Source organism: Pseudomonas sp. Sample_16, from assembly GCF_004307665.1.
In the GTDB taxonomy this organism is placed as follows: Bacteria; Pseudomonadota; Gammaproteobacteria; order Pseudomonadales; family Pseudomonadaceae; genus Aquipseudomonas.
In genome coordinates, this window is sequence record NZ_RCOB01000173.1 from 33,079 (window position 1) to 54,405 (window position 21,327).

The window sequence follows — 21,327 nt, forward strand, 5'->3', positions numbered from 1 at the left end:
GACGCGGAGCGTCCTGGGCTGCATTCCCACGCAGAGCGTGGGAACGATCATGTAAGCGTTTGACCGATGGCCGCATGAAGAGCCTGGCGTTCATCACTTACTGGGTCGAGATCATTCAGCCGGCACCGCTGTAAAAAAGTTTGCTGCCACTGATCGTTCCCACGCTCTGCGTGGTAACGCCTCCTGTGACGCTCTGCGTCACGCTTTTGAGGACGCGGAGCGTCCTGGGCTGCATTCCCACGCAGAGCGTGGGAACGATCATGTAAAGAAAAACAAAAACCCCATGATCACTCATGGGGTTTTGTATTTTCAGCGTCCCGGTTTACGCCGGGGCTGAAGTTCGGATCAAGTGATCAAATGCGCTCAGGGAAGCCTTGGCGCCCTCGCCCACCGCAATCACGATCTGCTTGTACGGCACGGTCGTTACGTCACCGGCGGCAAACATGCCAGGGATTGACGTTTCACCACGGGCATCGACGATGATCTCGCCGCGCGGCGACAGCTCGATGGTGCCCTTGAGCCAATCGGTGTTCGGCAACAGGCCGATCTGCACGAAGATCCCTTCCAGCTCAACAGTACGCAGTTCGTCACTCTGACGATCCTTGTAACGCAAGCCGTTGACCTTCTGTCCATCGCCAGTCACTTCAGTGGTTTGCGCACTGGTAATCACGGTGACGTTGGGCAGGCTGTGCAACTTGCGCTGCAGTACCGCATCGGCGCGCAGTTGTACGTCGAACTCCAGCAGCGTGACGTGGGAGACGATACCGGCCAGGTCAATGGCCGCTTCGACGCCGGAGTTACCGCCGCCAATCACCGCAACGCGCTTGCCTTTGAACAGCGGACCGTCGCAATGCGGGCAGTACGCCACGCCCTTGTTGCGGTACTGCTGCTCGCCGGGGACGTTCATTTCACGCCACCGCGCACCCGTCGCCAGGATCACGGTCTTGGCTTTGAGTTTCGCGCCGCTGGCGAAGTGGACCTCGTGCAGCTCACCCTCTTTGCCAGGCACCAGTTTGTCGGCACGCTGCAGGTTCATGATGTCCACATCGTACTGTTTAACGTGTTCTTCCAGCGCTACGGCCAGTTTCGGTCCTTCGGTTTCCTGCACCGAGATGAAGTTCTCGATGGCCATGGTGTCCAGCACCTGTCCACCGAAACGCTCAGCCGCCACACCGGTACGAATGCCTTTACGCGCGGCATAAATCGCTGCCGAGGCACCGGCCGGGCCACCGCCGACCACCAGCACGTCAAACGCGTCTTTGGCGCTGATCTTTTCAGCCTGACGCTCGATGCCGCTGGTGTCGATCTTGGCGAGGATTTCCTCCAGGCCCATGCGGCCCTGGCCGAAGTTCACACCATTGAGGTAGATGCTCGGCACCGCCATGATCTGACGCTCATCGACTTCAGCCTGGAACAGCGCACCGTCGATAGCGACGTGGCGGATGTTCGGGTTGAGTACGGCCATCAGATTCAATGCCTGGACTACGTCGGGGCAGTTCTGGCAGGACAGCGAGAAGTAAGTCTCGAAGTTGAACTCACCTTTGAGCGAACGGATCTGTTCAATGACTTCAGCGCTGGCCTTCGATGGATGACCGCCAACCTGCAGCAGAGCCAACACCAGCGACGTGAATTCGTGACCCATGGGGATGCCGGCGAAACGCAGGCTGATGTCGGCACCCGGGCGATTGATCGAGAACGATGGCTTGCGTGCATCGTCACCGTTGTCGAGCAAAGTAATCTGGCTGGAAAGACTGGCAACGTCCTTCAGCAATTCAAGCATTTCCTGGGATTTCGCACCGTCGTCGAGGGATGCAACGATCTCGATCGGCTGGGTGACCCGTTCCAGGTACGATTTCAACTGGGCTTTAAGATTGGTGTCCAACATACGGGCGATTTCCTTGAATTTGGTGCATAAAAAAACGCCCGAGCGAATCTCGCCCGGGCGTTTTTAGTGGGCGGTGCAGCTTGCTTAGAAGGTGCGGAAGTCCGCCCTGATGAAGCGCGTCACTGACTTAGATCTTGCCGACCAGGTCCAGGGACGGAGCCAGAGTGGCCTCGCCTTCTTTCCACTTGGCTGGGCAAACCTGGCCTGGGTGAGCAGCGACGTACTGAGCAGCCTTGATCTTGCGCAGCAGCTCGGAGGCGTCACGGCCTACACCGCCGTCGTTCAGTTCAACGATTTTGATCTGGCCTTCAGGGTTGATCACGAAGGTGCCACGGTCAGCCAGACCAGCTTCTTCGATCAGCACGTCGAAGTTGCGGGAGATCGCGTGGGTCGGGTCGCCGATCATGGTGTACTGGATTTTGCCAATGGCTGGCGAAGTGTTGTGCCAGGCAGCGTGGGCAAAATGGGTGTCGGTGGAAACGCTGTAGATCTCGACGCCCAGCTTCTGGAAGGCATCGTAGTTGTCAGCCAGGTCTTCCAGCTCGGTTGGGCAAACGAAGGTGAAGTCTGCTGGGTAGAAGAAAACTACAGACCACTTGCCTTTCAGGTCAGCGTCCGAGACTTTTACGAAGTCGCCATTTTTGAATGCGTCAGCTTTGAATGGTTTAACTTGGCTGTTGATGATAGGCATCGTTGACTCTCCGTCAGGGGTTAAGAAGTTGATGGGGAGAACTTTACCCACTCGACGGACGGTTGGCTCATTGGCAAACCTGATGCTGCTGATTGGCTTTGGCTATTAGCCAACAGTATTAATAGAAGAAAACGGTATCTGGGGAATTGCAGTGAGGGCGCCCTTGCGCTTGGCTCAGGGAACCAGCGCATTTTCAGGCAAGCGCGCCATACCGAGAAACGGGCTGGCTTCGATATAGCGCATGGCCGACTTCATGTCCTTCCAGCCGACGTAACTCATCAACGATTTCAAATCCCATCCGGCCTGATGCGCCCAGGACGCAAAGCCGCGGCGTAACGAGTGACTGGTGTAGAGCTCGGCGGCAATCCCCGCGCGCTCCAGCGCTTGTCGCAGCAATGGGATCACGCTGTTGGCGTGAAGCCCCTCCTCACTCAAATGCCCCCAGCGATCAATGCCACGGAAAACCGGCCCGCGCACCAGCGCAGCTTCGGTGATCCAGTCGATGTAGGCCTGCACCGGACACAGGCGTTGCAGCGCCGGTGTCTGGTAAGTCTTGCCGAGGTTTTCCCGATCACTCTTGCTGCGCGGCAGGTAGAGCGTAATGCCCGAGTTGGCGTTGACCTGTACATGTTCAATCTGTACGCGGCACAACTCGTCGCTGCGAAACCCGCGCCAGAAGCCCAGCAGAATCAGCGCGCTGTCGCGCTTTGCCCGCAGCAAACCGGGGCGATCGCCCTGTGCCCTGGCGGTTGCCGCCTCCTGTTCGAGCCAGCCAATCACTTGCTCCAGATGCTGAAGCTGCAACGGCTGCGCCTGTTTCTCTTGCGCGGGGTGCAACGCACGAATCCCTTTGAACACCTTGCGCACCACGGGCGCCTTGGTCGGATCGGCAAAACCCTGGCTGTTGTGCCATTGCGCTAGCGCCGACAAACGCAACTTGAGCGTATTGATCGACAACACGCCTGCATGGGCAACCAGGTAGCGCGCAACGCTGTCGCTGGTGGCCGGCAGAAACCCGCCCCAACTGACTTCGAAGTGCTCGATTGCCGCGCGATAACTGCGACGGGTGTTGTCGCGGGTGGCGGCTTGCAGGTAGCGGTCCAGTTCAGTCATGGCGCAGATCTCGAAAACGTACCGTTTCAGCGGGAAAATTCACGGCTTTTGCTGTATCACATGGGGTAATACCAGTATATCCCGTGTCAATAACGCTTTGTATTTAACTTCTATGATTGAATGGTACAATGTGTATTCAGGTAGTACGTACCACATTACGAAATTGTAGGAGTAGTCATGGCCCGTGGCGGTGTAAATAAGGCGGTCGTGCAAGCGGCCCGTTTGGCCATTCTTGCCCGCGGTGAGAACCCGAGCATCGATGCAGTGCGGATCGAAATGGGCAATACCGGCTCCAAAACCACCATTCATCGCTATCTCAAGGAACTGGACGACGGCGCTCAGCGCGTAGAAGCCGAACCCGCCGAACCGATCGACGATGAACTGCTGGCCTTGGTTTCGCGACTGGCGCAACGCCTGAAAGAACAGGCGCAAGAGCCGATTGATCAGGCCCGCGAACAGTTCGAGCAGCAGCGCAAAGCGCTTGAAGCCCAGCTGACAGAAGCGCAGGAAACCAACAACGAACTCCACGAGCAGTATGAAATCCAGAGCCTGGCGCTGACTCAAGAACACGAATCCCTGCAAGAAACCCTGGCTACGCTGCAGGCCGAACAGACCCGCAACGCCGGATTGAACCAGGCGCTGGCGGATTTCGAATTACGCTTGCAAGACAAAGACGAGCAAATCCGCTCGCTGGAAGAAAAGCACCTGCATGCCCGCGATGCTCTTGAGCACTACCGCAATGCCGTCAAGGAGCAGCGCGAACAGGAACTCAGCCGTCATGAAAGTCAGGTGCAACAGTTGCAGATGGAGTTGCGCCAAGCGCAGCAAAATGCGCTGGTGCGCCAGGACGAAATCACGCAGTTGCACCGTGACAACGAACGATTGCTCACGGAGAACCGCGGAACGTTGCGTGAGCTGAGCCTGTTGCAGGATCAACTCAAGCAAAGCAATAACCGTCAGGACCAACTACTGGAACAGGCCACCCGTGTCGACGCCGAACGGACCCTCCTCCAGGAACGCCTGCGCGTTGCCCTGTTGGAAAGTCAGGCGCAAAAACAGAACATCGATGAGCAATCGCACATCAACAAAGCACTGGAAATTGAACTGACGAAAACCCAGGCAGCGCTGGAAGAAAGCGTACGTCTGGCCGCTGCAGCAGCAGCGGCGGCAGACGCAGCCAAAGACGATTAACCGGCGACCGGCGTACGCATGGTGACGAACTCTTCGGCGGCCGTCGGGTGCACGCCGATGGTTTCGTCGAAGTGGCGCTTGGTAGCGCCTGCCTTCAAGGCAATCGCCAGGCCCTGAACGATTTCACCGGCGTCCGGCCCGACCATGTGGCAACCCAGCACCTTGTCGGACTTGCCGTCCACCACCAGCTTCATCAGCGTGCGCTCCTGGCATTCGGTCAAAGTCAGCTTCATTGGGCGGAAGCGGCTTTCGTAGATCACGACGTCATGCCCGGCGTCGCGCGCCTCTTCTTCGGTCAAGCCGACGGTGCCAATGTTCGGCAAGCTGAACACCGCCGTCGGGATCATCTTGTAATCCACTGGGCGATATTGCTCAGGCTTGAACAAACGGCGCGCCACCGCCATGCCTTCGGCCAACGCCACAGGTGTCAGTTGCACCCGACCGATCACATCACCCAGCGCCAGGATCGACGGTTCGGCGGTCTGATACTGCTCATCCACCTCGACAAAGCCTTTCTTGTCGAGCTTGACCGCGGTGTTCTCCAATCCGAGATTGTCCAGCATCGGCCTGCGACCCGTGGCGTAAAACACGCAATCGGCTTCCAGCTGACGACCGTCCTTGAGCGTGACTTTCAGGCTGCCATCAGCCTGCTTGTCGATGCGTTCGATGTCGGCGTTGAACTGCAGGTCCATGCCGCGCTTGGTCAGCTCTTCCTGCAAATGCTTGCGCACGGAACCGTCAAAGCCACGCAGGAACAGTTCACCGCGATACAGCAGCGTGGTTTGCGCACCGAGGCCATGGAAAATCCCGGCAAATTCGACCGCAATGTAACCACCGCCTACCACCAGCACACGCTTGGGCAGTTCTTTGAGGAAAAACGCCTGGTTGGAACTGATCGCGTGTTCATGCCCCGGAATGTCCGGGATCTGCGGCCAGCCGCCAGTGGCGATCAGGATATTCTTCGCGGTGAAACGCTCGCCATTGACCTCGATCTGATGCGGATCGACGATCTTCGCGTGGCCTTCATGCAGCGTCACACCACTGTTGACCAGCAAGTTGCGGTAGATACCATTGAGGCGATTGATCTCGCGATCCTTGTTGGCGATCAGCGTCGACCAATCGAACTGCGCTTCGTCCAGCGTCCAGCCAAAACCCGACGCCTGCTCAAAATCTTCGGCAAAGTGCGCGCCGTAAACCAGCAGCTTTTTCGGCACGCAACCGACGTTCACACAAGTGCCGCCCAGGTAACGGCTCTCGGCCACGCCCACCTTCGCCCCAAAACCCGCCGCAAACCGCGCAGCCCGCACACCGCCGGAACCGGCGCCAATCACATAAAGATCAAAATCGTAGGCCATTGTCTATCTCCTCGGCAGGTGATCAGCATACCTGCGAGCCGCCATTGAGCAAGCTTTGCACTAAAACGCTGGCGGCACGCGATGTATGACGCAGCCTCCGTTTTCGATCAATGGCCCTCTGCAGATTGCATTTTGGCTGCCCGCAAACAGCGCCAGGCCATCAAAATCGCCATGAGAGCCAAGCCGGACGTCACCCACGAAACCAAACCGATTCCACCTTCGAATGCCCTTCCCGCCTGTGCCATCAACTCATTCGCTTGGTCACCTGACAGGCCTGCTGCCACATTATGGGCACCAGACAGCGTCTCCGTAGCCAGAACCATCTGCAATTCGGTTAGAAACACCGGTAGCTGCAACGCACCGCGATAGTAGGCAGTGACGACACCGCCGAGTACAGTGGTGCCCAAAACTACGCCGACTTCATAGGCTGTTTCGCTAATGGCCGACGCTGCGCCCGCCTTTGCTGGAGGTGCTGCTGACAGAATCACATCATTGGATACCGTGGCGATCGCGCCTACACCGATATTCAACAAGGCAAAAGCCACCACCAGAACGCTCAGACTACTGCCCATGCTGGCGACCAGCAAAAACGCCGCTCCAGCAAACGCCATCAAAATCGGTATCAACACATGCACTTGTAATCGCTGTGCGACAGGCACAACCGCCATCCCCACTACAATCGCCATAATCTGACCTGGAACCAACGCGAGGCTAGCGTTCAAGGGCGACATCTGAAGAACGATCTGCAGGAACTGAGTGGTAAAGAAAACGAAGCCGACGAGAAACGCGAGGCTCATCAAATTGATTGCGACAGAGCCGCTAAAGGTGCCACTGCGGAACAGACTCAGATCCATCAGCGGCACTGGTAGTCGTAACTGTCGACGCACAAATAACCAGCCCGCGACTGCGCCACCTGCAAATGCTGTCAGCGCCATCCAGTCGATACCATCACTGGCGCTGTGTTTAATGCCATAAACAATGGCACCAAGGGCTACCATTGATTGCAGGATGCTTATCGGATCCAAGGGTCCTGAAGCATCTCGCTCCGATTCGGGCAACAACAATGGTCCCAATACCAGCAATGGCACCAACACGGGCACCGCCAACAGGAAAATCGACCCCCAACTGAAAAACTCCAGCAATACCCCGCCTACCAAGGGTCCCAGTGCCGAACCGACGGTCAACGTCGTTGCCCAGATTGCAACCGCCAGCCTGCGCTCTTCTCGATCTTCAAATACCGAACGTATCAATGCCAACGTTGAGGGCATCAGCATTGCTCCGAAAATGCCCATGCAAGCACGCCCGGCAATCAGTTGCGGAGCGGTACCGGAATACGCGGTTAGCACCGACACAATGGCAAAACCCAAAGACCCGGCCAGCAACAACTTACGATGACCGATTCGATCTCCCAGACTACCCATCGACACCAACAATCCCGCCAGGACCAGCGAATAAGCATCGATCATCCACAACTGCTGGCTAGCGCTCGGACGCAGGGCCTCGGCAATTTTTGGTAGCGCGAATCCGAGCACCGTATTATCAACGGTCACTAGCAACACAGGCAGCATCAGCACGCTCAGGCTTAACCAGCGTATTGATTTTGTTTTGCCATGAGTTGAGTCATTAGTTAACGCCATTAGCTAAACTCCTTGTCCCCACTGAAGTTCACGGGCATGCATCTATGCAGCCGTGAACCAAACCATGAGCACTCCTTTGCCAGCGTTTGGTCGAGTTCATTAATGGCAACGCATGGTCAATCAGGCAACAGGAAAAGTATTTCCAAAAAGAAATAAGCTCCTGAATTTCGATCAAAAAAAACCCCGAACAAGTCGGGGTCTTTTTTTCAAACCAAGCAACCAAGGCGCTATCAGTAAGCCTTACCCGTCTTGTAGAAGTTCTCGAAGCAGAAGTTGGTCGCGTCGATGTAGCCTTCGGCGCCGCCGCAGTCGAAGCGCTTGCCTTTGAACTTGTAGGCCATTACGCAGCCGTTCTGGGCTTGCTTCATCAGGGCGTCGGTGATCTGGATTTCGCCGCCTTTGCCTGGCTCGGTCTGTTCGATCAGGTCGAAGATGTCCGGGGTCAGGATGTAGCGACCGATGATGGCCAGGTTCGACGGCGCGTCTTCAGGCTTTGGTTTTTCGACCATGCTGTGCACACGGTAGATGTCGTCGCGGATCATCTCGCCGGCGATGACGCCGTACTTGTTGGTCTCTTGCGGATCGACTTCCTGGATGGCCACGATCGAGCAGCGGAACTGCTTGTACAGCTTGACCATCTGGGTCAGTACGCCGTCGCCTTCAAGGTTGACGCACAAGTCGTCCGCCAGCACGACCGCGAAAGGTTCGTCGCCGATCAGTGGACGACCGGTCAGGATCGCGTGACCCAGGCCTTTCATTTCGGTCTGACGGGTGTAGGAGAACGAGCAGTTGTCGAGCAGCTTGCGGATGCCGACCAGGTATTTCTCCTTGTCGGTGCCCTTGATCTGGTTTTCCAGCTCGTAGCTGATGTCGAAATGGTCTTCAAGAGCGCGCTTGCCACGACCGGTGACGATGGAGATTTCGGTCAAACCGGCATCCAGTGCTTCTTCGACGCCGTACTGGATCAGTGGCTTGTTTACCACCGGCAGCATTTCTTTGGGCATGGCTTTAGTCGCTGGCAGGAAGCGAGTACCGTAACCGGCTGCTGGGAACAAGCATTTCTTGATCATATAAGTCCTTGAAAGGGCTGTGTGTACGAGTTTCGGCGCAGTCTAATCAGGCGGCGTGCACCTTACAATGCCCCGCGCTGGCTAACCGATGTCAACATAGAGAAATATTCGAGCGGATAGTTCCGCACGGATCCGCGCAGATCGCTGCGTCGCCTCTTATTGATAGCAGAGACCGGCAGACTTGCACGGTTATCAATTGTCAACAAACGCACCACCCTACACCCATTGGCACCCGTCAGGTGCGTTTGGCGCTATCATGGCGCGATTGAACCAGCCAACGAGGCAGATAGATGTCGGCAGCAAAAAGCGTCAACGGATTCTTGATCAACAAGGCGAAAGACGGCCAATGGTGGGTCGCCAGCGTCAACGGCGAGAATATTGCCGGGCCTTTCCCAACCGAAGCCCTGGCAATCGAAGTGGCATCGGTGCTGGAACTTGAACACCCGGAACCCAAGCGCCGCGGCAAGGACAAGAATTGATCGAGGCCTGACACGCCCGCAGCCCTGCCATTGCGCAGGGCTTTTTTGTGCTTTTTGTAGAAGAAGTGGCCTTTGGCTATAACCTTTTGCAACTGGCGCTGTCACAGCATTTGCCTACCCCTCCTGACGACGACTACGACATGACTAAATTTTTGCCGCTGATTGCGGTATTGGCCCTCGGTGGCTGTGCAACATCCGAAACCACCTACCTGAATAACGGTGAGCAAGGCTTGGCGATTGATTGCTCAGGAGAAGCGAACTCCTGGGCGACCTGTTACGAAAAGGCCGATGCATCCTGTGCCGGCACCGGTTACCGCATCGTTGGCACTGACGGCAGCCCGGCGCCAGCGGAGAGCGATAAAACCCTGGGCGTCGATGTCGGTAACTACAAGAACCGTAATGTCGTGGTGGTCTGCAAATAAGGCAGCTTGCCCGCCTTATATATGGATTTCGGCGAATTTGATCCCGAGGCCACGCACGGTCTCGATCAGATCATCGAGACTGCTGAAGGACTCGACTTCGTCGTTGTCATCCACCAGGAAAAAACTGCGCCCGGCGCTTTTCTTGAAAAACACGATCCATTCCCCCGGATCGGCCGGATTCTGAATCACATGGGTGGCACAGATATGCCCCTCTGCGTGCCGCTCCCGTACCCGCTCTCGCTTCATGCCCGACTCCATAAATGACAAATGCCGCCAAAGCGTCGCTTTGGCGGCATCGATGTGTAGGGTCGACAGTTTATCAGCCAGAAATGCAGGCTGTGGCGGCATTGCGCACATCCCAAGGGCGTAACGGCACATTGGAAATACGTTCATGCAGCTTGATACTGCTGCCACCGGAGCGTTCTTCGATATCGAAAACGGCCGCCGGACCTGATGAAAGCTTCTGCGGAACGATTACCCGCACCCCATCTTTCTGCGATTCGACTTGCAAGGCGCCGCGACTGTCGGCGAGCTTTTCGCCCAGGCATTGCGCGTATTCATGAGGTTTCTTGCCTGAAATCACACTCATGGTGGGCAGCGTTTCGTTGATGTCCGAGACGCTTGCACAACCACTCATTGCCAAGACCAATGGCAGGACCCACGCACCCCACTTCATACGAAATCTCCGATAAAGACCCTCCGACAGCACCGATACGGTTTTTCTCCGAAGCCGGGTGCATTTATCACTCATCGAATGTGAAATAACTGTTTTTAATTGCCAAAGCGCAGCCCGGCGGCCGGATTTTCAGGTGTCAGGGCTGATAAACTGCGCGCATTGCCTTGTATCGTTTTGATTTTGTAGTAAAAGCCCTTCTGGAGGCGCCCATGAAATTCATTCACCAACGCGAGCACCTCAACGAAGACGACATCGTCGTCATTCAATGTTCGCAGATGTGCAACATCCGTTTGATGAACGACGCCAACTTCCGCAGCTTCAAGAATGGCGGCCGTCACACTTACCACGGCGGCGCGTTCGATACGTTCCCGGCCCGCATCACCGCGCCGAGCACCGGTTTCTGGAACATCACCATCGACACCGTCAACCGCCGGGCGATCAGCGTGACCCGTAAACCGACCCTGACCCATTCGATCAAGATCATCCGCCGCTCCAGCACGAAATTGAGCTGAGTGGCGCTTCACTACGCACATAGACAGGTATGACCGTGGCTCAAACGACCAAATACGTCATCAAGTACAAGCTCAACGGCGAACGTCGTTTCGAGTTTGCCCAACTGGAAAATGGCAGCGAGGCAGAAGCCAAGGCGGCGCTGGATGCTATTCATGGCCAAACCGAAGACGTCATCAGCGACATCAGTGTCAGCAAAGCGTTGTAACATCATCTTTCACGATGCGTTATGAATGCCATGAAACCACCCCTTCTTGATTTGTTCGCTGACGCGGAGCCTCAACAGGCGCCCCGCTGCGAACAGATCGGCGAACAGTCCTGCGTGCTGCGAGGTTTTGCCTTGCCCTGGCTGGATCGGTTGCTGCCCGCACTGGAATCGGTGCTGGCGGCAGCGCCGTTCCGGCAGATGGTCACGCCTGGCGGCTTTACCATGTCAGTTGCCCTGAGCAGTTGCGGCACGCTTGGCTGGACCACTGACCGCAGCGGTTACCGCTATAGCCGAATCGATCCGCAGACCGGGCACCCCTGGCCCGCCATGCCTGAGGTGTTTTTTCAGTTGGCGCAGGCGGCGGCGCGAGAAGCAGGGTTTGCCGAATTCGTCCCGGATTCCTGCCTGATTAATCGTTATATTCCTGGGTCGAAGATGTCTTTGCATCAGGACAAAAACGAAAGCTCCTACGCTGCGCCCATCGTTTCGGTTTCCCTGGGCTTGCCCGCCATGTTCCTGTTCGGCGGTTTTGAACGCAGCGACAAGAGCCGAAGAGTGCCGCTGCTGCACGGTGACATCGTGGTGTGGGGCGGTGTCGATCGCTTGCGTTATCACGGCGTACTGCCTATCAAGCCAGGACATCATCCGCGCCTGGGTGAACAACGGATCAACTTCACCTTTCGTACCGCGGGCTGAAGCCTTGGAATTTGACCGCAAGCAGCGGAGTGTGACGACACGGACGCGTGGTTAACCTGCAGGAAACGGGTCAACGGACATCCAACCATGACAAGCCAATCGAAAAAAATCTCCACCGAAAACGACCCTCGCTGGGCCGCGGTGGTAGCGCGTGACCCGCAAGCCGACGGGCAGTTTGTCTACGCGGTGAAAACCACCGGCATCTACTGCAATCCCAGCAGCCTGGCACGCCTGCCAAAACCGCAGAATGTGGAATTCTTCGATACCCCCGAGCTCGCTCAAGCAGCGGGTTACAGACCAAGCAAACGCGCTGCCAAGGATCAAAGCGACATCGCCGCGCAGCACGCCGCCACCGTGGCCGCTGCGTGTCGGCAGATTGAAAACGCCGAGACGCTGCCAGCCCTCGGCGAACTGGCAGACGTCGCCGGCCTGAGCAGCTTTCACTTCCACCGGGTCTTCAAGGCCGTCACCGGCCTGACCCCAAAAGGCTACGCCGCTGCCCATCGCTCCCGCCGCGTGCGCGAGCGCCTGGCGGATGGCAATTCTGTGACCGAGGCGTTGTACGACGCGGGCTTCAATTCCAACAGTCGTTTCTACGAGGCAGCCGATCAGCTTCTGGGCATGAAACCCGCCGAGTACCGCGCAGCGGGCCACAACAACGACATTCGCTTTGCTGTCGGTCAGTGTTCACTTGGGGCGATTCTGGTGGCGCAAAGCGAGCGCGGGGTTTGCGCGATTCTGCTGGGCGATGATCCGCATCAGCTGGTGTGCGATCTGCAGGACAAGTTTCGCCGGGCCAATCTGATTGGCGCCGACCAGGACTTCGAGCGCCTGATTGCCCAGGTTGTCGGCTTCATCGAGACGCCGGCGCTTGGCCTCGACTTGCCGCTGGACGTGCGCGGCACAGCATTTCAGGAGCGCGTCTGGCAGGCCTTGCGGGACATTCCAGTCGGCAGCACCGCCAGCTACGCCGAGATTGCCCAGTGCATCGGCGCGCCAAAAGCGGTTCGCGCGGTAGCGCAAGCCTGTGGCGCTAACAGCCTGGCAGTGGCGATCCCTTGCCATCGCGTGGTGCGCAGCGATGGCAATCTTTCGGGATATCGTTGGGGCGTGGAGCGCAAACGGCAGTTGTTGGAGCGCGAATCGCAGTAGATCTGTGCAGGCGCTGCCGCAGGTTGCGACAGCTTTTCCAGGCGAACGCCTCAGCGATTCACATCCACGACAACCCGACCGCGCAACTGTCCGGCCAATAAACGCGGCGCCGCGTCTATTGCTTCGCTCAATGCGATCTCGTGGCTGATCAGTGGCAACAGATTGAAGTCCAGATCCTGGGCCAGACGGCGCCAGGCTTCCACACGCTTGGCCTTGGGTTGCGTCACGCTGTTGATACCCGCCAGGGTCACGCCGCGCAAAATGAATGGCGCAACCGATGCCGGGAAATCCATGCCTTGCGCCAGCCCGCATGCGGCCACCGTGCCATTGGCCTTGGTGCTGGCGCAGGCATTGGCAAGGGTGTGGCTGCCGACCGAGTCGATCACGCCCGCCCAACGCTCCTTCGCCAGAGGCTTGCCCGGCTCCGACAATGTCGCGCGGTCAATGATTTCACTGGCGCCCAATTGTTTTAGATAGTCGTGCTCGGACGTGCGCCCAGTGGACGCGACCATTCGATAACCCAAGCGGCTCAGTAGCGCGATGGCAAAGCTGCCGACGCCGCCATTGGCACCCGTGACCAGGATTTCACCTTGCTCGGGCGTTACGCCGTTGTGCTCAAGCGCCAGGATGCACAGCATCGCCGTGTAACCCGCCGTGCCGATGGCCATTGCCTGAGCAGCAGTGAATGCCGCTGGCAGCGGTATCAACCAATCACCATTCAAGCGGGCTTTCTGGGCCAGACCGCCCCAATGCCCTTCACCGACACCCCAGCCATTGAGCAGGACTTTGTCGCCGGCCTTGTAGTCCGGATGCCCACTGACTTCGACGGTTCCCGCCAGATCGATCCCGGGCACCATGGGGAATTTTCGCACCACCGGGCTGCTGCCAGTGATCGCAAGGCCGTCCTTGAAGTTCAACGTGCTGTACGCCACGCGCACCGTTACATCGCCCTCGGGCAGTTGATCGTCATTGATCTGTTGCAGTGTGGCCCGGTAACCGCTTTCGTCTTTGTCGATCAAAATACCTTGGAACATGACTGCCTCCTGGTGAGATCACCCCATTGTGGTGTGATTTAGATACCACATCGCAAAAAATCCCCGTACTCGACTTTAAGCCAAATAGCCAAACAGGGGGTTGGCCATGACCTGCGGCGCTCCCGTCAGCAAACATCGCTGGCCTTGACTCAAGCATTGCTGCTACAAATCTTTTCTGCTGCCCTGCCCGGGCTGAACGTCGGAGGACATCAAAATGAGTCAATGGCCAGACACCCGCATTCTTGACTTGCTCGGGATCGAACTGCCGATCATTCAGGCGCCCATGGCCGGTGCCACCCACTCTTCGATGGTCATCGCCGCGAGCAACGCCGGCGGCCTCGGTTCAATGCCAGCGGCCATGCTAACTGTCGATCAGTTGCGCGATGAATTGAAGACCATCCGGCTACAGTGCCAGCGTCCGATCAACGTCAACTTTTTCTGCCATCAACCGCCACCCGTCGACGAGCAACGCGCGCAAGACTGGAAAAACCTGTTGCAACCCTATTACCGCGAGCTGGGTGTCGATTTCGATGCGCCGACACCCATATCCAATCGCGCGCCGTTCGATGCCGCTGCCTGTGAAGTGATCGAAGCGTTCCGCCCTGAAGTGGTGAGTTTTCACTTTGGCCTGCCGGAAAAATCCCTGCTCGATCGCGTAAAAGCTACCGGAGCCAAAGTGCTGTCGTCGGCCACCACCGTCGAAGAAGCGATCTGGCTGGAACAGCATGGCTGTGACGCGATCATTGCCATGGGCTACGAAGCCGGCGGACACCGCGGGATGTTTCTCAGCGATGACCTCAGCAGCCAGGTGGGCACTTTTGCCCTGGTGCCGCAGGTTGTCGATGCCGTGAAGGTCCCGGTGATCGCCGCAGGTGGCATTGCCGATGCGCGAGGTGTTGCGGCGGCTTTCATGCTGGGAGCTTCAGCGGTGCAAGTGGGCACGGCGTATCTGTTTACACCGGAAGCCAAGGTCAGCGCCTCCCATCACAAGGCCTTGCGCACCGCCAAGGAAAGCCAAACGGCCCTGACCAACATTTTTACCGGACGTGCGGCGCGAGGGATATTCAACCGGGTCATGCACGAACTTGGGCCGATGAATGCCAACGCTCCGGCCTTTCCACTGGCTGGCGGTGCGCTGATGCCATTGCGCGCCAAAGGCGAAGCTGACTTCAGCAATCTCTGGGCCGGGCAGGCGTTTACCTTGGGCATGGAATTGACCAGCGCAGAACTGACCCGGCGCTTGGCCGAAGAAGGCCTGGCAAAACTGCTGCATCGATAGCCTGACCAGGGTTCTTATCCACGGCGTTCCGTTTGCAGGCGTTTCGCTATATATTCGCGTATATAGCGAGTCACCCTCGAATCATTCGCCTGTAACGGAGCCGCTTCATGACCATTGGTACCCCACGGTTAGCCCCTGCTTGCCTGGCCACTTTGCTCGCCGCATTCACTGCTGGCATTGCCCAAGCGAATGAAGTCCAGGTCGCGGTGGCTGCCAACTTCAGCGCACCTATTCAGGCGATTGCAGCGGACTTCGAGAAAGACACCGGTCACACACTGGTGACCTCGTTCGGTGCAACAGGCCAGTTCTATACGCAGATCAAAAACGGCGCACCGTTCGAAGTGTTCCTTTCAGCGGACGACACCACCCCGGAAAAACTCGAGAAAGAAGGTGACACGGTCAAGGGCTCGCGCTTCACCTACGCCATCGGTACCCTGGCACTTTGGTCGGTCAAAGACGGTTATGTCGATGCCCAGGGTGATGTGCTGAAAAACAACGCGTATCAGCACCTGTCCATCGCCAACCCCAAAGCTGCGCCTTATGGCCTCGCCGCCACGCAGGTTTTGGCCAAACAGGGCCTGACCGACAAGGTCAAGGACAAGATCGTCGAAGGCCAGAACATCACCCAGGCCTTCCAGTTCGTATCCACCGGCAACGCCGAACTGGGCTTCGTTGCCTTGTCGCAGATCTACAAAGACGGCAAAGTCACCCACGGTTCGGCGTGGATCGTTCCGGCTGAACTGCACGACCCGATCAAACAGGACGCGGTCATCCTCAACAAAGGTAAAGACAACCCGGCCGCCAAGGCACTGGTTGACTACCTCAAGGGGCCGAAAGCCGCGGCTGTCATCAAGTCCTACGGTTACCAACGCTAAATGACCCTGACGAGTGCCGATTTTTCCGCCATCTGGCTGACCCTGAAACTGGCGTCCCTGACGACCGTCATCCTGTTGATCATCGGCACTCCGTTGGCGTTATGGCTGTCGCGAACCCAATCCTGGTTGCGCGGCCCGGTCGGGGCGATCGTCGCCCTGCCCCTGGTGCTGCCGCCCACGGTGATTGGTTTTTACCTGCTGCTCGCGCTCGGCCCCCACGGGTTTGTCGGCCAGTTCACCCAGTCGCTGGGGCTCGGCACCCTGACGTTCAGTTTCGCCGGGCTGGTGATCGGCTCGGTGCTGTATTCGATGCCGTTTGTGGTTCAGCCCTTGCAGAACGCGTTCTCCGCCATCGGCACTCGACCGCTGGAGGTGGCGGCGACTTTGCGCGCCAATCCCTGGGATACCTTCTTCAGCGTGACGCTGCCGCTGGCCCGCCCCGGCTTCATCACCGCTGCGATCCTTGGCTTTGCCCATACCGTGGGTGAGTTTGGCGTGGTGCTGATGATCGGCGGCAACATTCCCGACAAGACCCGCGTGGTTTCAGTGCAGATCTATGACCACGTCGAAGCCATGGAATACGCCCAGGCCCATTGGCTCTCCGGGGCGATGCTGGTGTTCTCTTTTGCGGTCTTGCTGGTGCTGTACTCCAGCCGTAAAACCAAAGCGGGATGGAGCTGACCGATGATTCACACGCGCCTGAAGTTGAATTACTCGGGATTTGCCCTTGATCTCGATTTGCAGCTACCCGGCCGCGGCGTCACGGCGCTTTATGGCCATTCCGGTTCGGGCAAGACCACGTGCCTGCGCTGCATCGCAGGGCTGGAGCGGGCTGATCAGGGGTTTGTCCAGGTCAACGATGAAGTCTGGCAGGACAGCGCAAACAACCTCTTCGTCGCGCCACACAAGCGCGCCCTGGGCTACGTGTTTCAGGAAGCCAGTCTGTTCCCTCATCTGTCCGTGTTGGCCAACCTGGAATTCGGCCTTAAACGCATCCCCAAACAACAGCGCCGGGTCGACATGGCTCATGCCACTGAACTGTTGGGCATCGGTCACCTTCTGGATCGTCATCCGCAACACCTGTCGGGCGGTGAACGGCAACGTGTGGGCATTGCCCGCGCCCTGCTCACCAGCCCCAGACTGTTGCTGATGGACGAACCGCTGGCGGCGCTCGATGCCAAGCGCAAAAGCGAAATCCTGCCTTATCTGCAACGGCTGCATGATGAGTTGGACATTCCGGTGCTGTATGTCAGCCACTCCCAGGATGAAGTGGCGCAACTGGCCGACCACATTGTATTGCTCAGCGAAGGCCAGGCATTGGCCAGCGGCCCTATCGGCCAGATGCTCGCGCGACTGGACTTGCCGCTGGCAATGGGTAATGACGCCGGTGTGATGATTGAAGGCCGTGTCAGCCGCTATGACGCCGATTACCAATTGCTGACCCTGCAATTGCCCGACTCGGCGCTGACGATCCGCGTAGCGCATACGCCCATGACCCCGGGCCAGGCATTGCGCTGCAAAGTGCAGGCGCGGGATGTCAGCCTCAGCCTGCACGGTGTCGAGCAAAGCAGCATCCTCAACCGCCTGCCGGTCACCGTCGTCAATGAAATGAATGCCGACAATGCCGCCCATGTACTGATTCGGCTGGACGCTGCGGGGACGCCATTGCTGGCGCGGATCACCCGGTACTCCCGTGATCAGATGAACATCCATCCGGGCCAGCAACTCTGGGCACAGATCAAGGCCGTAGCCGTGCTGGCATAACTTCTCGGCACGACTGCATCGGCGTGGGGTCAATGGCTGTAACGGCCCATGATCACCTGCCAAGGACAATCGCCATGCCCGATGCGCTGCCTGCCGACCTGCATTACGTCGATGACACTCAACCCGGGATCACCCGCAAGAAGCTGCGCGGTAAATTCTGCTACTTCGATCCGGCCGGTCAACGCATCAGCGACCCGGAGGAAATCCGGCGCATCAATGCCCTCGCCGTACCACCGGCCTACACCGACGTATGGATTTGCACCGACCCGCGCGGCCATTTGCAGGCCACCGGGCGCGACGCCCGTGGTCGCAAGCAATATCGCTATCACCCGCGCTGGCGCGAGGTGCGCGATACCGACAAATACTCGCGTTTGAGAGATTTCGGCCAGGCATTGCCAAAACTGCGCAAGCAACTGGAAGCCTTACTGGCCGCTCCCGGCTTCAGCCGCGACAAAGTCATGGCCACCGTCATCACGTTGCTCGATGCCACGCTGATCCGTGTCGGCAATACACAATACGCACGGGACAACCGTTCTTACGGTTTGACCACCTTGCGCAGCCGGCATGTGGAGGTCAACGGCAGTGCGATCCAGTTCCAGTTCCGCGGCAAGAGTGGCGTGGAACATCAAATCACCGTGAAAGACCGTCGCCTGGCGCGGATCATCAAGCGGTGCCAGGAAATCCCCGGGCAAAACCTTTTTCAATACCTCGATGAAAATGGCGAGCGACACAGCATCACCTCCGCCGACGTCAATGCTTACCTGCAAACCCTGACCGGCGCCGACTTCACCGCCAAGGATTACCGCACCTGGGCCGGCAGCGTGCTGGCACTGGCGGTATTGCGCAAGTTGCAGTGGCAACCCGAATCCGAGGCCAAACGGCACATGGTGGAGATGGTAAAAAACGTCGCCAAACAGTTGGGCAACACCCCGGCAGTCTGTCGCAAGTGCTACATCCATCCCGGTGTGCTCGACGGTTTCTTACTGGGCGCATTGGCCCAGTTGCCCAGGCCGAGAACGCGCAAGGGCCTGCGCGCCGAGGAAGTCGGGCTGGCGATGCTGTTGGAGAAACTCGCTACTGAACCGACGAATTGACCTGCCTGTTTTTTGCACGATTACAAATGACTTCTATAGTTGATCTGTACATGAATCAGCTGCGGTGAAGCCATGGAAGACATATTCGTCGTCAAGCGATGCAACAAGATCATCATTCACGGCCGGCGGGCCGGAGAAACCGCTCACCCGCCACCTGATTCCGCTGTCTGGTACCGCATCGCCGATAGCCGCACCAACGGTTTCATCGGTGACGGCTACGATCTTGAAGAGGATGCGCGGCGTGTTTGCCGACAGCTGAACGCTCGATCAAAAATCACGGCCCAGCAAGGTTGATGAGCTTCGCCGGGCCTGTTACGGGTCTATACTGAAGAGAGCTGAAGGACCAGCGCCCATCGGTAGAAAGCTCGCTCCCCGCGGGCTTTTTACTGCCCTGCCAGGTGTCTTCAACGGAGGTGTTTCCCATGTCCGAAAAAGAGTCCATCACCACCCTGCTCACTCTGCTCGATTCCCGCCAGGTTCGCTTGGCCGCAGCTTGCAAGGAAATCGCCGATTGGGTCGACCATCAAGGCGGACATCCGACTGCCCTCAGAATTCGTGATCGCCTGAACGACATCGAAAAGGACACGCCGCTGATCCGCAATACGCTGTCTTCGCTCAAGCCTGTCGATCGGCCACTGCCACGGTTCAGATGATTTGATCCGGACATCCGATGCGCAACACAGCCTGATGCAGGACACATGATCGGCGACAACCTCGTCACCGGGCATGTGCCTGCCTGACTCTTTCGTGCAACGCCCACCCGGCCACTCGCCGGGATTTTTTTGCCCAAGCGAAGCGGCGAACGTCAATGTTTACACGCGGTCCAACGATCACACGTCGCGAAGGAGACGTTTGATGGTTACCCACTTCAAAATCAGCGGGCACTTGGCCTGCGGTCACAAGGGCAGCAACCTCACCTCGACCCGAGAACTCAACCGGGTCAAATGCAGAAGTTGCCGCAACACCGAAGCGTACAAGGAAGCACGCAAATCCGAGCGCAACGCAGCCCGTCGCGCTGCACGCAAGGCTAAAACCGTACACACGGTGAACGACTGGCGCCAGGCATGGACAGAACGACTCACCGCCATGGCTGGCCTGCAACGGTTACCCCGTGGATTTACGGGTCAACCTTTCGTTTAGCTCATCCGTTTGGCGGTTGAATCGATTGGATCAGCCGCCAAACACCTCCAATCAACACCGATTGAACGCACCAGCCGATTGCATTTCAAATCCTGTAGACCCCTGCATCAAGCGGGCTATCGGAGAGGAAATTCGCATGAACAGTCGACTTCTGCTGCTGATCGTCAGTCTGTGCCCTGCCCTGGCAATGGCCCAAGGCTGTGACGTCATCACCCGCTCACAGAGCCCTTCCGTTCCGGTCATCGAATCCCACACCTGTTACGAATACGAAAACATGCCGGTCGACGCCATCGATTGGTCGTGCAGCAACGAAAGCAAGGAAATGCTCAGCAGCACCAAGAAAAAAGTCGCTCAGTGCGGCGATCAGTACAAAGCCACATGCGTGGGCACACTGACCCCGGAATCGCTGGCCAATCCGCAGTCGACCAGCAAAGACAAGAACAGCAAAGCACTGAACATCCCCGCCAACGCGCAGATCTCGACGTATTACTACAACGCCGAAAACCTGGCGCAAGCGAAGATCGACTGCGAGACGGGCGGTGGCAGCTGGAAAGCCAAATAGTTGAACAGGCCGAGCGGGTTCCGGACCAGCGAAACCTCAGTCCGACGTACAGCATTGGCGGCAACAGGCAGACTCGGCTAGCGTCTCTTTCGTATCGAACTGCAACGCCTTCAGCAGAGCAAGCCCTATCATGGAGGAAACGATGTCATCCATTCGTAGTGCCGAACAAACCTATCGCCAGTGGTCCAACCCGATCCTGCTTGAGCTCAAGGAGCGAGAACATCAACTGGCCCCCACAGACCGCCAGGCGTTGCAAAATATTTTGCTGGAAAGACGGCTGATCAACAGCGGTAATCCTTGCGGGGCAGATCGACGCAAGCCGGGATCGTTGGCAAATGACAAATATTGCTGAGTAAACCAAATCCATTGAGCTGATCAGGTTTTGCAGAGCAAAAAATAAGGGCTTGCATGAGAAATCTCATGCAAGCCCTTGATATTCATGGTGCCCGAAGCCGGAATCGAACCGGCACGCCCTTACGAGCGGGGGATTTTAA

General features: G+C 57.8%; 26 protein-coding genes. 17 read left to right on the plus strand and 9 right to left on the minus strand.

Features of this window, described 5'->3' with window-relative positions:
• Positions 1-322: 322 nt before the first annotated feature.
• From ahpF to D8U69_RS23065, 3 genes are all read right to left on the minus strand, one after another.
• Positions 323-1,885 carry an alkyl hydroperoxide reductase subunit F gene (gene ahpF / locus D8U69_RS23055; RefSeq protein ID WP_130908195.1) on the minus strand — a complete coding sequence of 521 codons (1,563 nt, stop codon included), beginning with the start codon at positions 1,883-1,885 and terminating at the stop codon, positions 323-325.
• Positions 1,886-2,012: 127 nt separating this feature from the next.
• Positions 2,013-2,576, minus strand: coding sequence for an alkyl hydroperoxide reductase subunit C (ahpC, locus tag D8U69_RS23060; protein WP_007975937.1), 564 nt, complete (start codon positions 2,574-2,576; stop codon positions 2,013-2,015).
• Positions 2,577-2,750: 174 nt separating this feature from the next.
• Complete coding sequence (locus D8U69_RS23065) at positions 2,751-3,689, minus strand: site-specific integrase (protein ID WP_130908196.1); 939 nt, start codon at positions 3,687-3,689, stop codon at positions 2,751-2,753.
• Positions 3,690-3,866: 177 nt separating this feature from the next.
• Between D8U69_RS23065 and D8U69_RS23070 the strand changes: the two genes are divergently transcribed.
• Positions 3,867-4,880, plus strand: coding sequence for a DNA-binding protein (locus D8U69_RS23070; protein WP_130903396.1), 1,014 nt, complete (start codon positions 3,867-3,869; stop codon positions 4,878-4,880).
• Here D8U69_RS23070 and gorA read toward each other — a convergent pair.
• From gorA to galU, 3 genes are all read right to left on the minus strand, one after another.
• Positions 4,877-6,235 carry a glutathione-disulfide reductase gene (gorA, locus tag D8U69_RS23075; protein ID WP_130908197.1) on the minus strand — a complete coding sequence of 453 codons (1,359 nt, stop codon included), beginning with the start codon at positions 6,233-6,235 and terminating at the stop codon, positions 4,877-4,879. The genes D8U69_RS23070 and gorA overlap by 4 nt on opposite strands.
• A 107-nt stretch (positions 6,236-6,342) precedes the next feature.
• Positions 6,343-7,872 carry an MFS transporter gene (locus D8U69_RS23080; RefSeq protein WP_056852766.1) on the minus strand — a complete coding sequence of 510 codons (1,530 nt, stop codon included), beginning with the start codon at positions 7,870-7,872 and terminating at the stop codon, positions 6,343-6,345.
• Positions 7,873-8,102: 230 nt separating this feature from the next.
• Entirely contained in the window at positions 8,103-8,942 is an 840-nt protein-coding gene (gene galU, locus D8U69_RS23085; protein WP_008065368.1) for a UTP--glucose-1-phosphate uridylyltransferase GalU, read from the minus strand.
• 290 nt (positions 8,943-9,232) lie between these two features.
• Here galU and D8U69_RS23090 point away from each other — a divergent pair, with 290 nt between their 5' ends.
• The gene (locus D8U69_RS23090) at positions 9,233-9,421 is read left to right on the plus strand and encodes a hypothetical protein (RefSeq protein WP_056852767.1); all 189 of its coding nucleotides are present in this window, start codon (positions 9,233-9,235) and stop codon (positions 9,419-9,421) included.
• A 140-nt stretch (positions 9,422-9,561) separates the two neighbouring features.
• Positions 9,562-9,843: a hypothetical protein gene (locus D8U69_RS23095; protein WP_056852905.1), complete on the plus strand. Its 282-nt coding sequence runs from the start codon at positions 9,562-9,564 to the stop codon at positions 9,841-9,843.
• A 15-nt stretch (positions 9,844-9,858) separates the two neighbouring features.
• On the opposite strand, the gene D8U69_RS23100 is transcribed toward D8U69_RS23095, so the two are convergent.
• Positions 9,859-10,089 (minus strand): hypothetical protein, encoded by a 231-nt coding sequence (locus D8U69_RS23100; protein ID WP_056852768.1) that lies wholly within the window; start codon positions 10,087-10,089, stop codon positions 9,859-9,861.
• A 73-nt stretch (positions 10,090-10,162) separates the two neighbouring features.
• Positions 10,163-10,519: a hypothetical protein gene (locus tag D8U69_RS23105; RefSeq protein WP_056852769.1), complete on the minus strand. Its 357-nt coding sequence runs from the start codon at positions 10,517-10,519 to the stop codon at positions 10,163-10,165.
• Between the two features lie 209 nt (positions 10,520-10,728).
• On the opposite strand from D8U69_RS23105, the gene D8U69_RS23110 reads away from it, so the two are divergent.
• From D8U69_RS23110 to ada, 4 genes are all read left to right on the plus strand, one after another.
• Entirely contained in the window at positions 10,729-11,031 is a 303-nt protein-coding gene (locus tag D8U69_RS23110) for a DUF1883 domain-containing protein (protein WP_007912251.1), read from the plus strand.
• Positions 11,032-11,066: 35 nt separating this feature from the next.
• Entirely contained in the window at positions 11,067-11,237 is a 171-nt protein-coding gene (locus D8U69_RS29530; protein ID WP_177434481.1) for a hypothetical protein, read from the plus strand.
• 30 nt (positions 11,238-11,267) lie between these two features.
• Positions 11,268-11,933: a DNA oxidative demethylase AlkB gene (gene alkB / locus D8U69_RS23115; RefSeq protein WP_130903398.1), complete on the plus strand. Its 666-nt coding sequence runs from the start codon at positions 11,268-11,270 to the stop codon at positions 11,931-11,933.
• 87 nt (positions 11,934-12,020) lie between these two features.
• Positions 12,021-13,085 (plus strand): bifunctional DNA-binding transcriptional regulator/O6-methylguanine-DNA methyltransferase Ada, encoded by a 1,065-nt coding sequence (ada, locus tag D8U69_RS23120; RefSeq protein ID WP_130908198.1) that lies wholly within the window; start codon positions 12,021-12,023, stop codon positions 13,083-13,085.
• 50 nt (positions 13,086-13,135) lie between these two features.
• Here ada and D8U69_RS23125 read toward each other — a convergent pair whose 3' ends face one another.
• On the minus strand, positions 13,136-14,119 hold the full coding sequence (locus tag D8U69_RS23125) for an MDR family oxidoreductase (protein WP_130908199.1): 984 nt from the start codon (positions 14,117-14,119) through the stop codon (positions 13,136-13,138).
• A 214-nt stretch (positions 14,120-14,333) separates the two neighbouring features.
• Here D8U69_RS23125 and D8U69_RS23130 point away from each other — a divergent pair, with 214 nt between their 5' ends.
• From D8U69_RS23130 to D8U69_RS23175, 10 genes are all read left to right on the plus strand, one after another.
• The gene (locus tag D8U69_RS23130) at positions 14,334-15,398 is read left to right on the plus strand and encodes a nitronate monooxygenase family protein (protein WP_130908200.1); all 1,065 of its coding nucleotides are present in this window, start codon (positions 14,334-14,336) and stop codon (positions 15,396-15,398) included.
• A gap of 107 nt (positions 15,399-15,505) precedes the next feature.
• Positions 15,506-16,273 (plus strand): molybdate ABC transporter substrate-binding protein, encoded by a 768-nt coding sequence (gene modA / locus D8U69_RS23135; RefSeq protein WP_130908201.1) that lies wholly within the window; start codon positions 15,506-15,508, stop codon positions 16,271-16,273.
• The gene (gene modB, locus D8U69_RS23140) at positions 16,274-16,954 is read left to right on the plus strand and encodes a molybdate ABC transporter permease subunit (protein WP_130903403.1); all 681 of its coding nucleotides are present in this window, start codon (positions 16,274-16,276) and stop codon (positions 16,952-16,954) included.
• Between the two features lie 3 nt (positions 16,955-16,957).
• Positions 16,958-18,037 (plus strand): molybdenum ABC transporter ATP-binding protein, encoded by a 1,080-nt coding sequence (gene modC / locus D8U69_RS23145; RefSeq protein ID WP_056852775.1) that lies wholly within the window; start codon positions 16,958-16,960, stop codon positions 18,035-18,037.
• A 56-nt stretch (positions 18,038-18,093) separates the two neighbouring features.
• On the plus strand, positions 18,094-19,131 hold the full coding sequence (locus tag D8U69_RS23150) for a DNA topoisomerase IB (RefSeq protein WP_056852907.1): 1,038 nt from the start codon (positions 18,094-18,096) through the stop codon (positions 19,129-19,131).
• Between the two features lie 72 nt (positions 19,132-19,203).
• Positions 19,204-19,425, plus strand: coding sequence for a hypothetical protein (locus D8U69_RS23155; protein WP_056852776.1), 222 nt, complete (start codon positions 19,204-19,206; stop codon positions 19,423-19,425).
• Positions 19,426-19,553: 128 nt separating this feature from the next.
• A complete protein-coding gene (locus D8U69_RS23160) occupies positions 19,554-19,784 on the plus strand; it encodes a hypothetical protein (RefSeq protein ID WP_056852777.1) in 231 nt (76 codons plus the stop codon).
• 202 nt (positions 19,785-19,986) lie between these two features.
• Positions 19,987-20,271, plus strand: coding sequence for a hypothetical protein (locus D8U69_RS23165; protein ID WP_056852778.1), 285 nt, complete (start codon positions 19,987-19,989; stop codon positions 20,269-20,271).
• A gap of 136 nt (positions 20,272-20,407) precedes the next feature.
• On the plus strand, positions 20,408-20,833 hold the full coding sequence (locus D8U69_RS23170) for a hypothetical protein (protein WP_130908202.1): 426 nt from the start codon (positions 20,408-20,410) through the stop codon (positions 20,831-20,833).
• Between the two features lie 142 nt (positions 20,834-20,975).
• Complete coding sequence (locus tag D8U69_RS23175) at positions 20,976-21,185, plus strand: hypothetical protein (RefSeq protein WP_056852780.1); 210 nt, start codon at positions 20,976-20,978, stop codon at positions 21,183-21,185.
• Positions 21,186-21,327 lie beyond the last annotated feature (142 nt).

Coding starts and splice junctions, on each gene's coding strand:
- ahpF (WP_130908195.1), bottom strand. CDS start 1,885: ATGTTGGACACCAATCTTAAAGCCCAGTTGAAATCGTACCTGGAACGG.
- ahpC (WP_007975937.1), bottom strand. CDS start 2,576: ATGCCTATCATCAACAGCCAAGTTAAACCATTCAAAGCTGACGCATTC.
- D8U69_RS23065 (WP_130908196.1), bottom strand. CDS start 3,689: ATGACTGAACTGGACCGCTACCTGCAAGCCGCCACCCGCGACAACACC.
- D8U69_RS23070 (WP_130903396.1), top strand. CDS start 3,867: ATGGCCCGTGGCGGTGTAAATAAGGCGGTCGTGCAAGCGGCCCGTTTG.
- gorA (WP_130908197.1), bottom strand. CDS start 6,235: ATGGCCTACGATTTTGATCTTTATGTGATTGGCGCCGGTTCCGGCGGT.
- D8U69_RS23080 (WP_056852766.1), bottom strand. CDS start 7,872: ATGGCGTTAACTAATGACTCAACTCATGGCAAAACAAAATCAATACGC.
- galU (WP_008065368.1), bottom strand. CDS start 8,942: ATGATCAAGAAATGCTTGTTCCCAGCAGCCGGTTACGGTACTCGCTTC.
- D8U69_RS23090 (WP_056852767.1), top strand. CDS start 9,233: ATGTCGGCAGCAAAAAGCGTCAACGGATTCTTGATCAACAAGGCGAAA.
- D8U69_RS23095 (WP_056852905.1), top strand. CDS start 9,562: ATGACTAAATTTTTGCCGCTGATTGCGGTATTGGCCCTCGGTGGCTGT.
- D8U69_RS23100 (WP_056852768.1), bottom strand. CDS start 10,089: ATGAAGCGAGAGCGGGTACGGGAGCGGCACGCAGAGGGGCATATCTGT.
- D8U69_RS23105 (WP_056852769.1), bottom strand. CDS start 10,519: ATGAAGTGGGGTGCGTGGGTCCTGCCATTGGTCTTGGCAATGAGTGGT.
- D8U69_RS23110 (WP_007912251.1), top strand. CDS start 10,729: ATGAAATTCATTCACCAACGCGAGCACCTCAACGAAGACGACATCGTC.
- alkB (WP_130903398.1), top strand. CDS start 11,268: ATGAAACCACCCCTTCTTGATTTGTTCGCTGACGCGGAGCCTCAACAG.
- ada (WP_130908198.1), top strand. CDS start 12,021: ATGACAAGCCAATCGAAAAAAATCTCCACCGAAAACGACCCTCGCTGG.
- D8U69_RS23125 (WP_130908199.1), bottom strand. CDS start 14,119: ATGTTCCAAGGTATTTTGATCGACAAAGACGAAAGCGGTTACCGGGCC.
- D8U69_RS23130 (WP_130908200.1), top strand. CDS start 14,334: ATGAGTCAATGGCCAGACACCCGCATTCTTGACTTGCTCGGGATCGAA.
- modA (WP_130908201.1), top strand. CDS start 15,506: ATGACCATTGGTACCCCACGGTTAGCCCCTGCTTGCCTGGCCACTTTG.
- modB (WP_130903403.1), top strand. CDS start 16,274: ATGACCCTGACGAGTGCCGATTTTTCCGCCATCTGGCTGACCCTGAAA.
- modC (WP_056852775.1), top strand. CDS start 16,958: ATGATTCACACGCGCCTGAAGTTGAATTACTCGGGATTTGCCCTTGAT.
- D8U69_RS23155 (WP_056852776.1), top strand. CDS start 19,204: ATGGAAGACATATTCGTCGTCAAGCGATGCAACAAGATCATCATTCAC.
- D8U69_RS23160 (WP_056852777.1), top strand. CDS start 19,554: ATGTCCGAAAAAGAGTCCATCACCACCCTGCTCACTCTGCTCGATTCC.
- D8U69_RS23165 (WP_056852778.1), top strand. CDS start 19,987: ATGGTTACCCACTTCAAAATCAGCGGGCACTTGGCCTGCGGTCACAAG.
- D8U69_RS23170 (WP_130908202.1), top strand. CDS start 20,408: ATGAACAGTCGACTTCTGCTGCTGATCGTCAGTCTGTGCCCTGCCCTG.
- D8U69_RS23175 (WP_056852780.1), top strand. CDS start 20,976: ATGTCATCCATTCGTAGTGCCGAACAAACCTATCGCCAGTGGTCCAAC.